The 20,421-nt window shown below is 35.5% G+C and carries 17 protein-coding genes, 8 tRNA genes, 1 rRNA gene and 1 pseudogene; 1 reads left to right on the top strand and 26 read right to left on the bottom strand.

Annotated features, from left to right (window positions below; translation table 11 throughout):
* Window positions 1-285: 285 nt before the first annotated feature.
* The 15 genes and pseudogenes from BM183_RS19155 to BM183_RS19080 form a co-directional block, all read right to left on the bottom strand.
* Entirely contained in the window at window positions 286-1,446 is a 1,161-nt protein-coding gene (locus BM183_RS19155) for a THUMP domain-containing class I SAM-dependent RNA methyltransferase (protein ID WP_091689007.1), read from the bottom strand.
* 164 nt (window positions 1,447-1,610) lie between these two features.
* Window positions 1,611-1,913, bottom strand: a complete 303-nt coding sequence (locus BM183_RS19150) for a rhodanese-like domain-containing protein (RefSeq protein ID WP_091689005.1) — start codon at window positions 1,911-1,913, stop codon at window positions 1,611-1,613.
* A gap of 141 nt (window positions 1,914-2,054) precedes the next feature.
* Entirely contained in the window at window positions 2,055-2,237 is a 183-nt protein-coding gene (locus BM183_RS19145; protein WP_091689003.1) for a hypothetical protein, read from the bottom strand.
* A 567-nt stretch (window positions 2,238-2,804) separates the two neighbouring features.
* The gene (locus BM183_RS19140) at window positions 2,805-3,563 is read right to left on the bottom strand and encodes a TetR/AcrR family transcriptional regulator (RefSeq protein WP_091689002.1); all 759 of its coding nucleotides are present in this window, start codon (window positions 3,561-3,563) and stop codon (window positions 2,805-2,807) included.
* A 204-nt stretch (window positions 3,564-3,767) separates the two neighbouring features.
* Window positions 3,768-4,586, bottom strand: coding sequence for an alpha/beta fold hydrolase (locus BM183_RS19135; RefSeq protein ID WP_091689000.1), 819 nt, complete (start codon window positions 4,584-4,586; stop codon window positions 3,768-3,770).
* A 78-nt stretch (window positions 4,587-4,664) separates the two neighbouring features.
* Window positions 4,665-5,978 (bottom strand): acetyl-CoA hydrolase/transferase family protein, encoded by a 1,314-nt coding sequence (locus BM183_RS19130; protein WP_091688998.1) that lies wholly within the window; start codon window positions 5,976-5,978, stop codon window positions 4,665-4,667.
* Between the two features lie 203 nt (window positions 5,979-6,181).
* Window positions 6,182-7,513, bottom strand: coding sequence for an ABC transporter substrate-binding protein (locus BM183_RS19125; protein ID WP_091688996.1), 1,332 nt, complete (start codon window positions 7,511-7,513; stop codon window positions 6,182-6,184).
* Between the two features lie 126 nt (window positions 7,514-7,639).
* Window positions 7,640-8,842 (bottom strand): annotated as a pseudogene (locus tag BM183_RS19115) (ABC transporter substrate-binding protein).
* A gap of 62 nt (window positions 8,843-8,904) precedes the next feature.
* On the bottom strand, window positions 8,905-9,627 hold the full coding sequence (locus BM183_RS19110) for an ABC transporter ATP-binding protein (protein ID WP_091688990.1): 723 nt from the start codon (window positions 9,625-9,627) through the stop codon (window positions 8,905-8,907).
* A complete protein-coding gene (locus tag BM183_RS19105) occupies window positions 9,627-10,457 on the bottom strand; it encodes an ABC transporter ATP-binding protein (protein ID WP_091689009.1) in 831 nt (276 codons plus the stop codon). The genes BM183_RS19110 and BM183_RS19105 overlap by 1 nt, the downstream gene beginning before the upstream one ends.
* Window positions 10,458-10,462: 5 nt before the next feature.
* Complete coding sequence (locus BM183_RS19100) at window positions 10,463-11,485, bottom strand: branched-chain amino acid ABC transporter permease (RefSeq protein WP_091688988.1); 1,023 nt, start codon at window positions 11,483-11,485, stop codon at window positions 10,463-10,465.
* A 12-nt stretch (window positions 11,486-11,497) separates the two neighbouring features.
* Window positions 11,498-12,370, bottom strand: a complete 873-nt coding sequence (locus BM183_RS19095) for a branched-chain amino acid ABC transporter permease (RefSeq protein ID WP_091688986.1) — start codon at window positions 12,368-12,370, stop codon at window positions 11,498-11,500.
* Window positions 12,371-13,390 (bottom strand): 3-oxoacyl-ACP synthase, encoded by a 1,020-nt coding sequence (locus BM183_RS19090; protein ID WP_091688984.1) that lies wholly within the window; start codon window positions 13,388-13,390, stop codon window positions 12,371-12,373.
* 49 nt (window positions 13,391-13,439) lie between these two features.
* A complete protein-coding gene (locus BM183_RS19085) occupies window positions 13,440-14,159 on the bottom strand; it encodes a beta-ketoacyl-ACP reductase (RefSeq protein ID WP_091688983.1) in 720 nt (239 codons plus the stop codon).
* Between the two features lie 22 nt (window positions 14,160-14,181).
* Complete coding sequence (locus BM183_RS19080; protein ID WP_091688981.1) at window positions 14,182-15,381, bottom strand: acetyl-CoA C-acetyltransferase; 1,200 nt, start codon at window positions 15,379-15,381, stop codon at window positions 14,182-14,184.
* A gap of 710 nt (window positions 15,382-16,091) precedes the next feature.
* Between BM183_RS19080 and BM183_RS19075 the strand changes: the two genes are divergently transcribed.
* The gene (locus tag BM183_RS19075) at window positions 16,092-17,561 is read left to right on the top strand and encodes a GNAT family N-acetyltransferase (RefSeq protein WP_091688979.1); all 1,470 of its coding nucleotides are present in this window, start codon (window positions 16,092-16,094) and stop codon (window positions 17,559-17,561) included.
* A gap of 85 nt (window positions 17,562-17,646) precedes the next feature.
* Here the strand turns inward: BM183_RS19075 and BM183_RS19070 are convergent, their stop codons facing one another.
* The 11 genes from BM183_RS19070 to BM183_RS19020 all read right to left on the bottom strand — a co-directional run.
* Window positions 17,647-18,123 carry a CBS domain-containing protein gene (locus tag BM183_RS19070; RefSeq protein WP_091688977.1) on the bottom strand — a complete coding sequence of 159 codons (477 nt, stop codon included), beginning with the start codon at window positions 18,121-18,123 and terminating at the stop codon, window positions 17,647-17,649.
* 163 nt (window positions 18,124-18,286) lie between these two features.
* The gene (locus tag BM183_RS19065; RefSeq protein WP_091688975.1) at window positions 18,287-18,799 is read right to left on the bottom strand and encodes a DUF1700 domain-containing protein; all 513 of its coding nucleotides are present in this window, start codon (window positions 18,797-18,799) and stop codon (window positions 18,287-18,289) included.
* Between the two features lie 388 nt (window positions 18,800-19,187).
* Window positions 19,188-19,261: transfer RNA gene (locus BM183_RS19060), tRNA-Arg, on the bottom strand.
* 36 nt (window positions 19,262-19,297) lie between these two features.
* A tRNA-Leu gene (locus tag BM183_RS19055) sits at window positions 19,298-19,383 on the bottom strand.
* 26 nt (window positions 19,384-19,409) lie between these two features.
* Window positions 19,410-19,482, bottom strand: a tRNA-Val gene (locus BM183_RS19050).
* 42 nt (window positions 19,483-19,524) lie between these two features.
* Window positions 19,525-19,598, bottom strand: a tRNA-Asp gene (locus BM183_RS19045).
* Window positions 19,599-19,611: 13 nt separating this feature from the next.
* Window positions 19,612-19,685: transfer RNA gene (locus BM183_RS19040), tRNA-Ile, on the bottom strand.
* A 4-nt stretch (window positions 19,686-19,689) separates the two neighbouring features.
* Window positions 19,690-19,762 (bottom strand) — tRNA-Thr (locus BM183_RS19035).
* A 32-nt stretch (window positions 19,763-19,794) separates the two neighbouring features.
* A tRNA-Glu gene (locus BM183_RS19030) sits at window positions 19,795-19,866 on the bottom strand.
* An 82-nt stretch (window positions 19,867-19,948) separates the two neighbouring features.
* Window positions 19,949-20,020: transfer RNA gene (locus BM183_RS19025), tRNA-Asn, on the bottom strand.
* A 109-nt stretch (window positions 20,021-20,129) separates the two neighbouring features.
* Window positions 20,130-20,421: ribosomal RNA gene (locus BM183_RS19020) — 23S ribosomal RNA — on the bottom strand; the annotation flags it as partial.

Genomic DNA, 20,421 nt, shown 5'->3' with positions numbered 1-20,421 from the left:
GCTAACTTCCTCGTTCTTGAAAATGCTGAGTTGTTTACTCTGTGTTGTTCAATAAACTCATTAGAAGTAAGAAGAGTATTCATTTCTTGAAAAAAATCCTTTAAGTTATTACGAATAGACATAAAAATCCCTCCAAAATTTAATAGATAAAATGTATCTAATAAAATTTTGGAGGGAACATTTGTTTGTCAATTCGCATTTTAACCAAAACACCTATAAATAAATATACAATATGACGGTAGTGTCCTTAAGTTGACGACATTGAGCGTCCTACTGCAAAAATTTTTATTTAGAATCCATATCTAATCTTTTTGGTGGCTTTGGCCCCATGTATTGATAGAAATATGTTTTTAGCATTCCATTGTATATTTTGCGGTTTTTATCTGCTTTTCTGCCAATGTATTTTTGAGCATCTTCATAACTGGTTATGATAAAATAGGACCAGGAATCCAATGCGTTAAATGCTTGTCCAATTTCTTTATAAAGTGCCGGTAATGCTGCCTTCTCTTCCAGCCTCTCTCCATAGGGCGGATTGGTAATGATAAAACCATATTTTTTACTGTGGCTTAATTCTTTTACCGGCCTTTGCTGAAAATGAATATATTGCTCCACTTCAGCTAAAGCTGCATTTTGTCTGGCTGCTTTAATGATTTCTCCATCCATATCATAGCCTTGAATTGACATGTCTATATCATGGAGCATAACGTCATTTGCCTCTTCTATTGCCTGATACCAGGCTTTCTTAGGAATTAGTTCAGTCCAGTGTTCCGCTAAGAAGGAACGATTCATTCCCGGTGCAATATTGGCCCCAATCATAGCAGCTTCAATTGGTATGGTACCACTTCCACAAAAGGGGTCAATCAAGATTCTGTCTCTTTTCCATGGGGTAAGCATAATTAAAGCTGCCGCAAGGGTTTCCGTAATAGGTGCCTTACTTGCTAACTTTCGATAGCCACGCCTATGAAGAGACTCACCGGAAGTATCGATTCCGATTGTAATCTCATCCTTCATGAATGTTACCCTGATTGGATATTCATTTCCATCCTCCGGAAACCACTCTATTTTATACACTTTCTTCAAGCGTTCCACAATAGCTTTTTTCATAATAGATTGAATATCAGAGGGGCTGAATAATTTACTCTTGATTGAGGTAGCTTTGGCCACCCAGAACTTACCGTTAGGCGGAATGTAGTTTTCCCATGGTATTTCTTTTGTATTTTCAAATAATTCTTCAAAAGTTTCTGCTTTAAACTTATCAACCTTTAATAATATTCGTTCTGTTGTTCTTAAAAAAATATTTCCCCGGCAAAAAGCGGTTTCATCACCAGCAAAGGTGATTCTGCCGTCTTCTGCCTGAACAATTTCATATCCTAAATCCGTAATCTCTCGCTTTAACACACTTTCTAGCCCAAAATGACATGGTGCTATAAATTCAAATCGACTCATCTAAGGTACTCCCATCTGCATGACAACACATGCAATTCTTTCTATTCTTTATACTTTCATATACCGGAACAACAATTATCATGACCTTCAGTAATTTTTAATATTTAATTTCAATATTTAAATAGTATATCAAAAATTATCTGCATTGTAAATTAATACCCTTATTATTTCTCTATTCTTCCTCTGTAAGCATTTATACCACCATATATATTCTTAACCTGAAAACCTTCTTTTGATAAATCTCTTGCTACAGCAAGACTAATGCTGCCTCTGTGACAGTATAGAATAATAAGGTAATTTTTTGATATTAGATTTTTTTTATATTCAAATTCCTCATAAGGAATATTAATTGCTGTTGGTATATGACCATCCTGGTATTCCATAGTATCTCTTAAGTCTATAATAATTATATTATTTTGTCCTATGTATTTTTCAATGTCTGATGGACGTATAGTTTCAAACATCATATTCTCACCTTCTTTTCTATTATATAATATTCCGAAATAGTCGATTGGTGCATAGCCAAACAAGTATATGTCAAAGAAAGTCGTCTCCGCAAGAAAAAATAAGCCCTCATATGAGGACTTATTTATTATAGAAATGCATTATTATTCCATTTCATTGCGGGCATTTCTTGTATTGTTTTGTGTTCTATTTTGTGTGTTTAAGCTAGTTGAACGGCTATTAGCATCTGAAGTTGTATTTTGTGTTCTGTTTTGTGTGTTAGAATTGCGTGAATTTTGACTGTTGTTATTTTGAGTATTTACATTTTTAGCTCTGTCATTTGCCATAATAATTTACCTCCTAAAGTATCGATGAATTTATATTACAAGATATATTATGGGCATAATCAGAGTAAAACATGCATTTATACGGTAGTAATTTATGCGAAAAGATAAATTTTTTTGAAAAAACAAGATATAAAATATTACAATATTAGTATATCCCATAATTTATTAAAACTGGACATAAAACAAAAAGAAAAAAGAAGTATTTAAATATAATTAATATGAAATCCATATAAATATGGGATAAAAATTAATTCTTAAATCAAACTGAACAAATTGAATTAGTTTTTGCACAAAAATACCAGCATTTTTTTCTTAAGTTTTCTTATATTTTTATTGCATTCTCTATATTTCTGTATTATAATATAATTGTGTTAACGAGTTGTCTCTTCAGACTCTTGTTACGCACTATATAACCCCTTATTAATTATTTATACTCCCCTCATCGAAACGACCGCTTGGCTCCCCCTCGCGGTCGTTTTACTTTGTGTTATTTTACTTGTGAAATTTGTTTTATATAAAAGAGACTATTAATACATGGCTAGTCATATTGATAGTCTCTTCCATATTCTACTTCTTTTTAAACATGCCATTGACCAGTATATCAACAACTTGATCTACCACTTCGTCAAAATCCATGTTCTCTTCGTCAAACATAACATACTTCAAACCGATAAAGTTTGATACACCCATCAGAAAATAGCTAACTACAATGGGATCATAGTCTTCCACTTCACCATTTTCTTGTGCCTCAATGATACCGCTTGCATATCGAGCAGCAAAATTATCATAGTAATCAATAAACAGGTTTTTATCAATATACAGTGACTCCCAGATAATATTATAAGCATGTTTATTTTCTCTGGTAAATTTTAAGAAGGTTCTAAGACCTACTCTTTCCTTTTCAATTCTATTTTCTACCCCTGCAGTGGCATCTCTGATTTCCTTACGAATCAGATGACTATATCTGAGCAATAGATATTTATAAAGAAGGTATTTATCTTTAAAATATATATAAAAAGTTCCTAATCCAATTCCTGATAGATTGGTAATATCCACTATTGAAGTATTATTATAGCCTTTCTGATAAAAAAGCGTTTCTGCTGCCAGACAAATTTTTTCAAGGGTAGCTAACCCTCTCTTGGTTTTGGGCATTTTTACAATTTCATCCATCTCAGTATTTCTATCTTCCATCGCCTTCTTCTTCCATTCTGATAAAGTACTTTTAGGTATACCTGTTTCTTTGGAAATACTGGAAATGGATTCATTATTAGGTGGTAACATTCTTGTTATTAAACCATACTTCAATTCTTTATGATACGATGCCATAAATTAAATCTCCCTTTCTTAATGGTAGATTATTTTTATTTTTTTCCTCATGTCGTTTCCTACCACGGGGAGGTAACAATTAAAGCCATTCATTTATTATGATAAATATATGGATTCATAGTTATAATGACAGGCTTCTTATATTATTCTAATACACGAATAGAAAATAGTCAAAGGCATATTAAGCATTTATGGAATTTATTACTATATTATAAATTCTGTCTGTTCTAAATTAATAAAGCCTAATACAAGGCTGGCAAAAACAACAGGTCTTTCGTACATGGAAGCATGACCTGTATTTGGAAGCATAACCAACTGGGAACCTTGAATAAGTTCATTAAGTTGTTTTTGTTCTGACATAGGTGTAATATAGTCATTTTCACAGCAAACAATTAAGGTTGGAATCTTAATAGAAGATAATTTATCAACTACATCATGATGCTCTGCACTTTCGGTAAGTCTTATCATTGAATCCATAAATGGCTTTTGGTTAAATACATTCTCTGTTAAGAATTTCTTTCTTTTATCCATCCATTCACTCTTCTCGGTATAAAATTGGGGTGAATAAATTACAGGAATGGTTGTGCAATAATAATCTAATGCATCAGATGCACTTCTATTCCATCCAGTTCCAATATCCCTAAGCCATGGTGATGTTTTAGCAGTTGTATTAAAAAGAACTAGTTTTTCAATATATTGCTGATATTTCACTGCGAATTCCAGGGCCACTTCTCCGCCATAAGAGATACCCACAATATTTATTTTATTAATATTTAATTCATCCAACAAGGTTTTTAAAACCTCTCCTTGCTCCTCCTGTGTATATGATATGCCTTCCATTTTATCCGTTCTTCCCTGATCAAGGAAATCAACCAATATAAGCTGATTGCTTTTTGAAAATGCATCTATAAAGACTTTCCAGCTTAATGTGGACATCATTATACCATTAAGGAGAACTAAAGGTTTGCCTTGCCCATGAGTCTCATAATACACTTTCTTCTCTTTATACTCTATATAAGACAATTGTATTCCTCCTTTTCTTTTTTAGTTAATGCTCCCCCTCAATGTTCAAAGCTTACATCAAGTAAGATTGGCCTAAACTTACTTTTCATATATTAAACCCACTTCAAGAGCCTGCTTTCTTAATTCATCTCTAAATTTGGGATGAGCAATTGCAATTAATCTTTCAACTCTTTCTCTGGTATTGGTTCCCCTTAAGGCAGCTATTCCGTATTCCGTAACTACAAAGTCGACATCATTCCTTGATAAGCTGACAATGGCACCTTGCTTTAACATTGGCACAATCTTCGATATTTCTTCTTTTTCACCGGTTTTCGGATTCCTTACCATAGCGGTGGAGTATAAAGCAATGAAAGAGCGGCCGTTTTTAGCCTTTTGAGCACCAATTGCTGTATCGGCCTGTCCGCCGGTACCACTCCACTGAACCGGTCCAATGGATTCAGAACAGCATTGTCCTGTTAAATCTACCTCAATAGTTGTATTAATAGAAACCATATTATCTACCTTGGCAATGGTATCCGGGTCATTTACATAATGTCCGTCCATAACAAGTACAGAAGGATTATCATGCATAAAATCATATAATTTTTGATTGCCCAATGCAAATGTACATACTATTTTACCTTTATGTAATGTTTTTTTGCTTCCATTAATAACACCTAGATTAACTAAATCCACCATACCAGAAGTCATCATTTCCGTGTGAATACCAAGGTCTTTTTTATCTTTTAAAGATGCGGCTACTGCATTGGGAATTCCTCCAATACCTAATTGAATACAGTCTCCATCATTAATCATGTCCGCTATGTATTTACCAATAACAAAGTCTTTTTCACTGGAATCCACATCCGGCAACGTTGGAACCGGATAATCCGCCTCTATCAGATAGTCAATTTCAGAATAATGTATTTCCACATCTCCAAAGGTTCTTGGATAGTTTGGATTAATTTCAAGAATTACAATATCTGCCTCATCAATCATACGCCTCTCATAAGTATTACTGCATGACAAGGAGATAAATCCGTGTTTATCAGGCAGTGTTGCACTGCCAACATAAATATTGGGTTTTACATGGGCAAGTCGTTTTTTACCTGCCAAATGTAAATGGTTTGGTATAAAGGCGATATTTCCATTCTTAAATGCTTTTCTCATAAGCGGGGAGAAAAACCATCCATCTATATTAAAGGATTCCTTGTATTCTTCGTTTAGAAATTTTCCTGAGCACATAGATAAACAATTGGTAATGGTAACATTCTTAACACGGTCTGCCACTGTATGAATATTGTCCATAAAAAGCTGCGCCTCGGCAGCACCTAATCCCGTTACGATTATATCATTGGATTTAACAAGATTTAGCGCTTCGGTAAGTGAAATTACTTTATTCTTATAATCCATAACTTTCCCCTTTTCTTCATTTCGCATCTTATGCTGTGATGCTATTATCATCGTCATTTGTTCAAAACATAACTTGTAAGAGTTATATAAATTATAATATTCCTTTTGTTATACATTCTTCAATTTACTTCTGTTCCTTTAAAAAAGGGAATGGACCGTAGTCCAGCCCCTAATCAATATGTTTTTTATCTTAATTTAATTTGTTATTTTACTCTGTCCAGAATTACCGTTAAGTCCTCTACTGGTTTTACATTCTCCCAAGCTAAACCGTCATCTGAAACTTTTAATAATGACATAGATTGAGTACCAAGTCTTTGGCCATCTGCATAATTTAGCGTACCGCCCATAGGAATCTTAAATTCTGCTGATTCCATACCTGCAATATAGTTTTCCCAGTTAAGAGCACCTTCTGTTCTCTTAAGACCTTCAACAAAGAAGTGTCCTGCAATCCATCCTGCCATAGAGAATGCATTTCCTGCATAATCCGGCTGACCGTAATCTGTCATACCCTTTACAAATAAATCAACAGATTCTGTGTCGGTTAAATCTACCCATGCATTTGAGTAAATAGGGAACTTTTCAGTTAATGCTGCATAATCATTAGCAAAGTTAGCAATGGTAGTAGCATCTGCATTGGAATATGTAGTAAATACCGGCTTACTTACACCTTGTGCAATAAGGCCTTTAATAATGGTAGGTAATGTAGCCTGAATAGAAGCTGCAACAATTACATCTACATTTTCATCTTTCATCTTAAGAACTGCTGAAGATACATCTGTAGCACCCGGATTGATTTGTTCTTTCACTACAGTATAATCGCCGCCAAGTTTTGAAACCTGATTTTCAACTCCTGATAAAAGGTCTTTACCTGCATCATCGTTAGTATAGATAACACCGATTTTCTTAGCCTGATGTTCTTCAATTGCTCTGGCAACCATCAGTCTGCCTTCTGTTACATATATCGGTTGAACCGGGAATAATCCTTGACCTTTTTCTACCGTAGCTGCATCTTCATTATAAAGTGCTGCAATACCTGCTGCAAAATAAACCGTTGGAATACCAGTTTCTTTTAATATTTCAAGTGTAGCACCGATTGTTGGAGTACCGAAGTGACCAACGATAGCGAATACTTTTTCATCATTGATTAATGTTTCTGTTGCTGCCTTACCTTTTACCGGATCAAATTCGTCATCAATATGAACGAATTCTAATTTTCTGCCCTGAACACCACCGGCATCGTTTATCATTTTAAAATAAGCTTCAATACCTGCATTAAAGGGAACACCTACTGCTGCTAATGCACCGGATGTAGCTGCTGCATTACCAACTTTAATGGTTGTATCTGTAACACCCTGGGAAACCTTTTCTGATTTTTCCGGTGCTTTTGGCTCTTCTGTTTTTCCTGTTTCTTTATTTTCTTCTACTTTTCCTGTAGTATCTTTGTTGGTTTCTTCCGCTTTTTTTCCGCAAGCTGTGAAAGCGGAAAGAATCATAACAAGAACTAATAACATGGATACTAATTTTTTAATTTTCATATTTACCTCTATTCCGGCGCTTTAGCGCCTTTTAATAATGGCAATTTTTGTACCGCACAAATTGCCGGTTGAAATTTTTATCAGCCTAACCTCAACTCTGCATTTTAGAACCTTTTAAATTCATTGTTATTTCGTAATTCTATCTATAATAACATTTAAATCTTCAATAGGTTTAACAGTTTCCCATCCAAGAGCGCCTTCTGTAACCTGTGATACAGACATGGATTGTGTACCAAGTCTTTGACCATCTGCAAAGCTTAAGATACCTCCTAAAGGATTCTGGAATTTATCCTTTTCCATAGTATCCATGAATTTCTCCCAAGTATATTCGCCTTCACATCTTCTAAGACCTTCCACAAAAATATTCGCTGCAATCCATCCGGTCATTGCATGTACATTGTCAACATACTCCGGAGTACCAAATGCCGTAATCGCATCTTGGAATTCTTTTACTTCCGCTTCTTTGTTACGGTCTACTCAAGTTAAAGCATAAACTGGGAACTTTTCTGCTAATTTAGAATAGTCAGCTGCAAAGTTAGAGATTGTAACAGGATCCGCATTAACATAGGACGTATATACAGGCTTACTTACACCCTGGCTGATCAGACCTTTAATAATAGTAGGATATGTTGCCTGAATGGCTGCTGCAACCACTGCATCCACATTCTCTTCTTTTAACTTTAGTGCCGCAGAACTAACATCCGTAGCATCCGGATTGATTTGTTCTTTTACTACGGTGTATTCGCCCCCAAGTTTAGCAATCTGATTTTCCACACCTTCCAGAATATCTTTTCCAGCATCATCGTTTGTATAAATAACGCCGATTTTCTTAGCCTGGTGCATTTCAATTGCTCTTGCAACCATTAGTCTTCCTTCTGTTATGTAGATAGGCTGAATTGGGAATAAACCTTTTCCTTTTTCCGCAGAAGTTGCCTCTTCATTATAAAGAGCACCGATTCCGGTTGCAAAATGCACAGTAGGTATGCCGGTTTCTTTTAATAAATCAAGTGTAGCTCCTACCGTTGGAGTACCAAAATGTCCGAGAATTGCAAATACCTTATCATCGTTAATTAAACTTTCTGTCATTGCTTTACCCTTTACCGGGTCAAATTCATCATCATAATGTACAAATTCAATTTTTTTGCCATCGATTCCACCTTCGCTATTTACCTTCTCTAAATAAGCTTGAATTCCTGAATTAAATGGTGTACCGATTGCAGCATATTTGCCTGAAGTTGCTGCAGCGTTACCTACCTTAATGACTGTTTCGGCAACACCTTGTGCTGCTTTACCTTTCTTATCGCATCCTGCCAGAGCTAGAACGAACATAGAAAGTACTAAAACCAGTGATAAAGCTTTTTTCATAAAACTGTAAATCCCCCTTTACGTTTTTATTTTTTACCTCCCAGATATGCTTCGATGAGCTGAGGATTATTACTTAATTCCTCTGCACTGCCCTCCATTGTGATTTTTCCAACTTCAAGAACATAAGCATAATCTGCGATTTTCAAAGTTTGAAGAGCGTTCTGCTCTACAATTAACACTGTGGTTCCGTCCTCTCTGATCTCTTTAATGATTTCAAAAATACTTTTAACTATTAAAGGTGCAAGTCCCAAAGACGGTTCATCTAATAATAAAAGCTTTGGACTTCCCATTAGTGCCCTTCCAATTGCAAGCATTTGCTGCTCGCCTCCTGAGAGTGTTGAAGCTATTTGACTCTTACGGTCTTTTAATACTGGGAAATAATGGTACACTCTCTCAAAGTTAGTTTGTATTGTTTTTTTACTTTTTACGGTATAGGCCCCTGTCATTAAATTTTCTTCAACAGTAAGATCCCTAAATACCTGTCTTCCCTCCGGAGATTGTATAATACCAAGTTTAGCAATTTTATTAGATTGCATTTTAGTAATATCATGACCAAGGAACTCCAGTGTTCCGCCGGAAGCTTCCAATACACCGGATATTTTTCTTAAGGTAGTTGTTTTACCTGCACCATTGGAGCCTAATATAGCAACAATCTGCCCTTGTTTAACATTCATATCTATGCCTTTTAAAGCCTCGATACTGCCATAATTTACTTTCAGACCTTTTATGCTTAATGCGATACCTGACATTATTCATCCCCCTTTCCCAAATAAGCTGCCTGTACTTCCTCATTTGCCTGTATCTCTCCAGGTGTTCCTATAGCCAGCAGCTTTCCAAAGGAAATAGCACAAATTCTGTCACAAAGGTCAGTAACAAATCTCATATCATGTTCAACTAAAAGTATGGAGCAATTAAATTTATCTTTGATTTCTCTTACCATATCAATAAGTGCCAATGTTTCAGAGTCATTTAAACCGGCAGCAGGTTCATCAAGAATGATTAATTTAGGCTCACACATAAGGGTACGTGCCAGCTCAATTTTTTTCAGTACACCATATGGCTGGCCTGCTGCAAGCTGATCTTTAATATGATACAGCCCCATGTGATTCAGTACTTCTTCTGCCTTCTCTCTGTACTTTGCTTCTTCCTTTCTTGCTTTTGGAAGTTTAAGTATCTGGCTGATAAGGGATGCCTGAAACTCAATGTGGGATCCTACAAGAACATTATCCACCAAAGACAATTCTTTAATCAGCTCCACATTTTGAAAGGTTCTTACAAGACCCTTTTTAATAATCTCATGTGGTTTCTTACCTACTAAATCTTCCACCTGATTTTTATTGTCTCTGAATAATACAGTTCCCCTATCCGGTTTATAAAACTGTGTAATACAGTTAAATACCGTGGTTTTTCCGGCACCATTTGGTCCTATTAATCCGAATATCTCTTTTTCTTTAATATCAAAGGATAGTGAATCTACCGCTTTTAACCCGCCAAAGGCTATAGAAAGGTCTTCGATTTTTAGAATGGTATTTTTACCAATGGTAGCTTTACCATTAATCTCGTTACTGTTTAATGCCATAGGATTCACTCACCCTTTCTCTTTCCTGCAAAAATTTTTCTCTTAATATCGCTCCATAAATGTACAAGTCCCATGGGATAGAATAGTATGATTATAATAATCAATAAACCGTTAAAAATATAAGCCATACCATCGATCTGACCAATCACCGGCAGTTTTTTTAGAATAAGGTCCGGTACCCCAAATACAATAAAAGAGCCAACTATTGTTCCTGGTATGGACCTTATACCGCCAATAATAATTACTGCTAAAATATTCAGTGAGAATGCCAATGTCCATGTATTGGGATATGTATATTTAACAAAATGCATATACATAACACCGCCGAGAGCTGCAAATCCAACAGCTACTGCAAAAGCAAGAAGTCGATACCGATAGATATTAATTCCCATGGCCTGTGCTGCTGCTTCACTGCCCCTCATAGTTGAAAGGGCTCTGCCGGTGTAACTGTTTACAAAATTATGGGTAATAAGCATAACCAAAACTAAAACCACTACAACTAAAACATAAGTTAAATTTCTATCTAATTGAAAGAACCCTAAAAGCTTTGGATAGCTGGCACTTTTTCCGGAAAAACCATTGGTTACAAATTCAAACTCCACAAAGACTTTACGTAGTATTTCCGATATGGCAAGTGTTGCAATAGCCAGGTAGTAACCTTCTATTCTTAGAGAAATCAATCCGGTAATCACTCCGATTACCATTGGAATTGCCACTGAAATAATTAAGGATACCTCAAAGGGAAGCTTTAAATCTGCCGTAAAATAAGCCGCCAAATATGTACCAAGTCCCATAAACCCTGCTGTACCTAAGGATACTAAGCCGGAATATCCAACCAGTAAATTTAATCCTAAAGATACGATGGAATATATGAGTATACTTGCGATAATAGTTATGTAGGAATATTGCACAATTCCCAATTCCACCAGTACAGGAAGTAATAAAAGTACGAATCCAAAGAGTATATAATTTCTTCCTGGATTGCTCTTTTTCATTTTAGCAATCGGTTGTGTTTCTCTCTTTTCCAAAGTCTATTCCTCCTATACTTTTTTAACAATTTTCTTACCAAACAAACCATTTGGCTTAAAAAGTATGACTGCCAGTATTAATAAATAAAGTATGGAATCACTCCAAATAGATGATATATAAAAGGAAATCAGGTTACTTGCTATACCTATTAAATAAGCTGCAACAACAGGTCCGTAGAAAGTCTGAAATCCTCCTAAAACACATGCTAACAAGGCAATTACCTGCACACCGTCCATCATGGAAAGATTTACACTTGTAGTAGGCGCAAGCATTAAAGCTGCTAATGTTCCCAAGGCTGCTGCAATGGCCCATGATCCCATTGTAATTAACGGTGTAGGAATGCCCATCATTCTTGCGACGATATCATTTGATGATGTTGCTCTGACAGATAATCCCCACTTACTCTTTTGAAGCATAAAGAATAATACAAGCATAATAACAATTCCAACTATAATATTAACAATTGCATTATAGGAAATAGTTGCATCTGCTATCTTATGACTTCCATAGATAAACCTTGGATACTGAAGGGGATCCGTACCAAATATCATAGGTGCAACTCCAAGAAATATCATAATAAGACCTAAGGTTATAATCTGCTTTGATACCGGATGTACCTTAATAGCTTTTGATATTACAATTCTATCCACAAGTACACCTACAGCAAATGCGCTTAACATTCCAAGTATTGCTACTAACCAAGCAGGAAATCCTGTACCGATTATGATGTAAGTTGCCACAAATGCATTAAACATACTGATAGTACCCTGTGCATAGTTTGTAGTATTGGATGTCCTAAATATAAGAATAATACCCAATGCAGCCAGTGCATATATTCCACCGGTTTCTAAGCTGTTCAGTAGTATTTGAATTAATATGCTCATTTAAACACCCCATTTAATTACGTTGGCAGCCCATACATAGCCAATGCCGGCTGCAATCATTGCCACTACAGAGCCATCTTTCACTTTTTCTTGTTGTAATGCAAGATGTAAGGATAATATTTGATCTATCTGACCAACATGTCCGTAATCTTCTAAATAAATGCTTTGATCTTCTCTTAGATTCAAAGTATTTAACATTTCCATATGACCGGAACGTTTAATATGTAAAATTGCCAGATAATCCAGCTGGCTCTTGGAAAGCCCGGCTTCCTCAAAAGCAACATCAATACATTTATACCAGTTTGGCATAGATACTTCATTCAATCTATTCTTCATTCCTACTGGATCCATTAATCTTAAGGATTTAAATGCTTCTTCATAATTATCCTTTGTAATTGGATTGTTGATTCCGCCAACTTCAACTCCTGCTGCTCTTGCCAAAGATCCATCTGCTATAATGTGAGAACCTAATAAAAGATTCTTTCCATAGTTCTTTTTCAATAGAATGGCTCCGCCACCGGCGCCAAGATTATACATCATGGACATATTCTTATCTGTATAATCTACGAAATCTCCATTACGGTAACCGCCCACAACCATCACGGTATGAATTTTATTATCCGCTACCAACATATCTTTTGCGATTTTCATTGCTCCGATTGTTGTACAGCATCTGTTTTGTACATCAATACCCCATGCATTAACCGCACCGATTTGACCAATGATATATAACGCGGATGTGGTCAACGGATACTCCTTCCATTCTTCACCAATACAAAGTACAACATCGATTTCTTCCGGTTTTACACCTGTATTCTTTAAACAATCAAGAGCAGCCCTTACACCCATTTCCTGAGTTCCGTCATTCTGGCCGGGGATGATCTTTTTCTTTACCCCAAGTTTATTAATGACTGCCTCTTCGGACCATACTCCATTGGTTGCCTCTGAAATCTCCTTAGCAGTCATATAATTGTCCGGTAAATAAATACCAGTACCTACAATACCAACATTCACTGACATGTTTTTGTTCCTTCCCTTTTATATTCTGTAATATGTTCCAAGTAGTCCATTATAATCTCATACCACCATTTACACTTAGTACATGTCCGGTTATATAAGAGGCTTCATCAGATGCAAGGAATAATGCAGGATATGCAATTTCCTCCGGCTGTCCTAATCTTCCAAGCATAGTCTGTTTTGCAAATGAATCTAAAAGATCCTGGGGAACGGTTTTTAAAATATCCGTCATTGTATATCCCGGAGCAATAGCATTTACCCTTACGTTTCCACCTTTTAATGCAAATTCTTTTGCCCAGGTCTTTGTTAATCCAATTACACCTGCTTTTGTTGCAGCATAGTTAGCCTGACCGATGTTACCGAATTCACCCACAACTGATGAAATATTAATGATGGAACCGCCTCCTTGCGACTGCATTTGGGGTCCTATATGTCTTGTTAGGTTAAATACACCTTTTAAATTAACATTAAGAACTAAATCCCATTGTTCATCTGTCATTTTTCTTGTTAAGGAATCTCTAGTGATACCGGCATTGTTAACTAAAATATCTATTTTACCGTACTTCTCTATTACATAATCGCAGAAAGCCTTACAGTCTTCCCCATTAGCAACATTTAATTTATAACCTTCTACATTGAGATTGCTGTAACTTAAATCTTCCATATCGGCAGCTATAACTTTTGCACCTTCTTTTGCAAATAGCTCAGCCATAGCCTGACCTAAGCCTCTGGCACCGCCGGTTACAATTGCGACTTTATTCTCTAATCTCATCTTTTATATCCTCCTTAAATTGTTATACTCTCTTCATGATTACTGCTGTTCCCATTCCACCACCGATACATAAGGATGCTAAACCTAATTGATCTTTCTTCATTTCATGTAATAATGTAACCATGATTCTGTTGCCGCTTGCTCCAACCGGATGTCCAAGAGCGATTGCACCTCCATTTGGATTGGTTTTATTAAGTATCTCTTGTTCTGACATTCCGTGTTCCAAAGATAATTCATGTACCACACCAAGGGATTGTGCTGCAAAGGCTTCATTTAATTCTAATACATCTATATCTTTCAGAATTAGATTTGCGTCTTTTAATGCATGTCTTATAGCCGGAGTAGGTCCCAGTCCCATAACTTTCGGATCTACACCACCCTGTCCGATTCCTATAATTTCTGCTATTGGAGTAAGATTGTATTTTTCCAATGCTTCTTCGCTGGCTATAAGCATCATACTTCCACCATCATTTATACCTGAAGCATTACCAGCTGTTACACTACCATCTTTCTTAAATGCAGCTTTTAATTTACTAAGCTTTTCAAGGTTTGTTTTTCTGTTTGGATATTCATCTGTATCAAAAACAACTTCTTCTCTGCCAATTTTTACAGTGATAGGAACGATTTCTTCTTTAAATCTTCCTTCATCAATGGCTTCAATGGCTTTTCTCTGTGACTCTATGGCAAAAGCATCCTGCATCTCTCTTGTTATTCCATACTTTTCCGCAATATTCTCTGCTGTAATTCCCATATGTATATCATCAAATGCGTCGGTAAGGGCATCATGGATCATATGATCTATTACTTTAAAATCCCCCATCTTATGACCACTTCTTGTATCAGCGGTCATAAGATAAGGAGAACCACTCATGGATTCCACGCCGCCGGCAATAACAAGATTACTGTATCCTGCCCGGATAGAGGTTAATGCATTCATAACTGCTTTCATTCCGCTGCCGCAGGCTATATTAAGACTATAAGCCGGCACTTCCATAGGTACACCGCCTTTTAATGCTACTTGCCTGGCTACGCCCTGACCTTGCCCTGCCGGAAGAATATTTCCAACTATGACTTCATCAATATCAGCAGGATTAATTTTTGTCTCTGCAATGATATTCTTTACTAATACGGCACCTAAATCAGATGCTGAAGTATTTTTCAAACTACCTAGAAAACTTCCAATAGGCGTTCTCTTTGCACTTACTATAAATACTCTTTTCACTTTGTAACTTCCCTCCTGTGCTATCACTATAATAATTGGTTCTGAACTACTTAAGACAGCTTACTTTCCTTATTAAATTCAAGCTGCAAAACAATGGAACGTATATGAAATATGAATCACCTTTCATGTTTATAAGCATATAATAATATATGTTATTCCAATTGTCAATATGCACATTTTATACAATTATCATCGTTGATTTTTGTATACTATTAAATCTTGCTTCTATTGATAATTTTATTGTTTTGTGATATTGCTTATTTGATATAATAATAAAGCCATCATATTTATTAATAAATAATATGGCTATTTTGGCTTTTTTACAGCAAGTGTCTAATATTTCTACACTATTACCCAATATTTGTCCGAAAAAATCGGACAGTTTAATTAGAAATAAGATATGACAACACTTGTGAAGTGTAATATTGGAACTTTTCACTTTTTACTATTATTTGACTTTTACAATTACCTTTGATATAATATAAGAAATTAATGGAAGGAGGTATAAAAATGAATATCAAATATGATTTAGCTTTTTTGAATACTAATAATATTTTGTATCATGCTGTACTTATATCTCCGTGTCAAGGTGTTACTCCATAACATATTATTTATGTTGGGGAAAGGTGTAGGCAGATGATGCCTATGCCTTTTTTTGTTTATCTCCATCCTGAAGCACGGAATAAGAAGAGCAGAAGAAAGGGGTATTTATGAATTCCTATAATAAAGATTTCTCATCCAGAATTGATGAAATCGCACAAAAGTGGGATATTTCCGGCGGCTATGCTGTTTTAAAGAACGGAGAAATCTTACATAAAAATATATACGGTTATGCAGACAGAGATTTTGGCATTCCAACTACAAAAGATTGTACCTATTCTTTTCATACTCATAGTCAGCTTTTAATTGGTATTTGCCTCATGCAATTAATTGATGATAAAAGAATAAAATTAACGGATAAACTTTCCTGCTATATCCCGGAATATAAGCACGGTAATAGAATTACCATTAAAAATCTTGTAAAGTATAATTCGGGAATACCTGATTTCTTTTATGGTAAATTAATGATTGATCTGAATGAAAGCAAAGAACACATGGATCTTCCAGTTGCAGAAAGAATCTATGTTGAAACTAAAACATTATATACCCATAGAACCTTTAAACAGGTATTATCCTTAATTGGGGAGCAAGAATTGGATTTTGAACCTGGTACCAATGAAGATCGTTCTGAAACCAATTGGATCTTCTTAGGTGAAATAATAAAAAGAATTACCGGTATGTCTTTGTATGAATATGAAAAAAAATATATTTTTAATCCTCTTAATATGGATTCTACTATAGAAGGATACCATGCCAACACAGTCTCTTATGTATCTTATCGTTCAAAAGAGCTTATCAGAGTTCCTGTAGACTATAATGTTGAAGGTGTGTTTACTACCAACTTTAATGATCTATGTAAATTATTAAATGGATTAACTGAGGGTAAATTACTGTCCGGCAAAGCATGGAAGGCTATGCTAAAGTACGATTCCGAAGGAAATGGTATCTGTATTGAGAATTCCAATGGTATTGCATGTAGCCAAATTGAATTTATAGGCTATGGATTTATGGTATATTTTAATCAGGAAAACGGCCTTTGTTATGGAAATCTTCAAAATGAAGAATTACTTTTGTCCAATGAAGGAGGGATTTGGAACTTTTTTCGAAAAGAGGCAAGGGAAGAGATTGAAGGACTATTTACATACCCTATGGATACAAAAATGATCCGTATTAATAAGAAAAATATATGGAATGCTCTTAATATTAAGGTAGAACCTGAACAAATCGAATATGTATTAGAAGCCAAATCTTCCATTGCCATGTGTTTAGCTTATAAGAATTACCAGGCATTTGCAGAAATGGAAGGTGACCGGGTAGTTGGTCTTTTGGTACTTGATATCAATAAGAAAAAAGATCATTACTATATCAGCATTGTTCAAATAGACAGACGTTATCAAGGCAGAGGCTACGGGAAGATCATGATGGAATGGGCAGTAGAATACCTTAAAAAGCAAGGTGCAAAAGAACTTGAGATTGGGGTAAGCCGATTTAATATAGCCGCTCAAAAATTATATCAAAGTGTTGGTTTTGATATAAAATCTGTATATGAAGACGGTATTACTATGCATGCAGTTTTATAATCAATCAAATTCATAGTTAAAAATAATAGGACGATTTCTTTTAAAGAGAAATCGTCCTATTTATATTTCATATATTATATATTCACTATTCTGATATTCCATGCTCTGCCATGTAATTAAGCATGTCTGTTCTTGTAATGATGCCAATCAGCTTTCTTTCATTATCTACTACAGGTATGTGGTTGATTTTACCACTTTTCATTATCTTCACTATTTCATACCAAGAAGCATCTCCGGTAACATCATATAACTTTTTGGTCATAACTTTCTCTACTTGGGTCTTTGATATTAGGTCATAACCACGTTTAGAAGAACTGATTTTTGAAACATCTGTATAGGGGGATATCCAGTTGGAGGAGCTAATGAGGGGTATCACATGTAAGTCACTTGAGAATACAACAATATCCCTTTCTGTTAATATACCAATCAGTTTGTTATTATCGTCTACTACCGGTAAACCACTAATTTTGTTTTGAGAAAATATTTTAACTGCCTCTTCCACACTTGCGTTAGGGCCAATACTTAAAACTTTTGTATTCATAATATCAAATGCTTTTATCATAAATATTCCTCCCTTATGTAATAGTGACTTCTATTCCTTTATACTTTCTTAAATAAATTATACCAATTATTAGGTAATAAGTAAAGAAAGGAATATAAGAATCATTATTATCTAAAGGAGGAATCAAAAAACTTTTGAGTATTTATATTAATACTTTCAGTGATTACTTCAGTGCCTCTTTTATAATTTTATATACTATATATATGAATAAAAGAGGTACTGCCACTGTAAATAAAATATTTAACAGGACTCCTCCTACAAAAATCAGTACAATAATTAATAAAACTATAATTGATATAATGAGAGCCTTTTGTATCCAAGTAAGAGTAGTACCTACATGAAAGCTAAAGTTTCGGCCGCCGGAATCCTTATTCTTATTATAATTAGTATCATTATACTCTTCATAATTGTTATAAGAACTATCCGCATTATAAAAAGATTTGCGCCGATTTGCATTATGGAACATAGGTTCATGAGATAATTGATAAGTATCAATAATTGTTTTAGCTATTAATCTAGGATCACCAAGCTGATTAATAACTTCCTCTTCCGATGTTTTACTGCCTTCCGTACGTATATAATCTTCATAATACTTCATATTACTTTCTATCTCCAGGTCCGGAATTTCTCCTGATAATGCAGCCCTCAATAATTCTAAAAATTCGTTTTTTGACATTTTTAACTCCTATTCTATGAATTACCTACAATATAAGAAGTTCTATACTAAATGTTCATACAATATTCTGGATTTATTCATTATTACGTAAATAATTGTGTATGAGAACTCTTTTCTTATAATTAGATGCAACTTTTATGATTAACGTGTATTAAGATTAGCATGTAAAAAAATAAACAGGAATAATCATAGTATGCTTACTTAGTCTTAAAATTAAGAAATATTCTAACATATGTTATTATTTGAGTAAATAGTTGAAATATTAAACTTTCATTAATTTACATAAAGATTTATATAACAAAAAAAGCTTAAATACAAACTGCATTCAAGCCTTTACCCAAACATATGCTGTGCATAAATGCACTAATATACATAAACGCACATGAAATGTGCGTTAGAGGATTCGAACCCCCGACCTTCTGGTCCGTAGCCAGACGCTCTATCCAGCTGAGCTAAACGCACATACATAACAACAAAATGTTGCTGATGAAAACAAAATGCCGGCGACCGGAATCGAACCGGTACGGGAGATTAGTCCCGCAGGATTTTAAGTCCTGTGCGTCTGCCTGTTCCGCCACGCCGGCATTTTTAGAACTTTTTAAAAGTTCAATGGGACCTACAGGGCTCGAACCTGTGACCCTCTGCTTGTAAGGCAGATGCTCTCCCAGCTGAGCTAAGATCCCATGGGATTATAAAACTACTGTCATTCTCTATTTCTAAAGAAACGACCCAGAAGGGACTCGAACCCTCGACCTCCGCCGTGACAGGGCGGCGCTCTAACCAACTGAGCCACTAGGCCATATTAAATAAAGTGGACCTTCAGGGACTTGAACCCCGGACCGACCGGTTATGAGCCGGTTGCTCTAACCAACTGAGCTAAAGGTCCAAAAAGCCGACGATCGGACTTGAACCGATAACCTGCTGATTACAAGTCAGCTGCTCTGCCAATTGAGCCACGTCGGCAAGTAAATCATTCGATTTTGAAAACTAAAAAATGACTCCAAGGGGATTTGAACCCCTGTTACCGCCGTGAAAGGGCGGTGTCTTAACCGCTTGACCATGGAGCCGATGTGATTAATTATATAATGTAACTAAGATTTTGTCAATATTTAATTGCTTCCATAATCCATATATTACATAGATTATGAACTCCCCGAGTAGGGCTCGAACCTACAACCCCACGGTTAACAGCCGTGTGCTCTACCATTGAGCTATCGAGGAATAACTACTATTGATAATAGCTAATCCAAATTATGAAAAATGTCATACACAGAATATATTCTATTCTCTTTCTATGATTTTTATTCCTTAACAAATATGAACAATTCTTTAGGTCAAGCCCTCGACCTATTAGTATTAGTCAGCTGCGTGCATTACTGCACTTCCACCTCTAACCTATCTACCTCGTCGTCTTCGAGGGGTCTTACTAGCTTATGCTATGGGATATCTCATCTTGAGGGGGGCTTCACGCTTAGATGCCTTCAGCGTTTATCCCTTCCAAACTTGGCTACTCGGCCATGCCATTGGTATGACAACCGATACACCAGCGGTTCGTCCAACCCGGTCCTCTCGTACTAAGGTCAGCTCCTCTCAAATATCCTACGCCCGCGCCGGATAGGGAC

This window comes from Anaerocolumna aminovalerica (assembly GCF_900115365.1).
GTDB lineage: Bacteria > Bacillota > Clostridia > Lachnospirales > Lachnospiraceae > Anaerocolumna > Anaerocolumna aminovalerica.
Note: the sequence above shows the minus strand (reverse complement) of the source record. Positions and strands in the feature narration are given on the sequence as shown.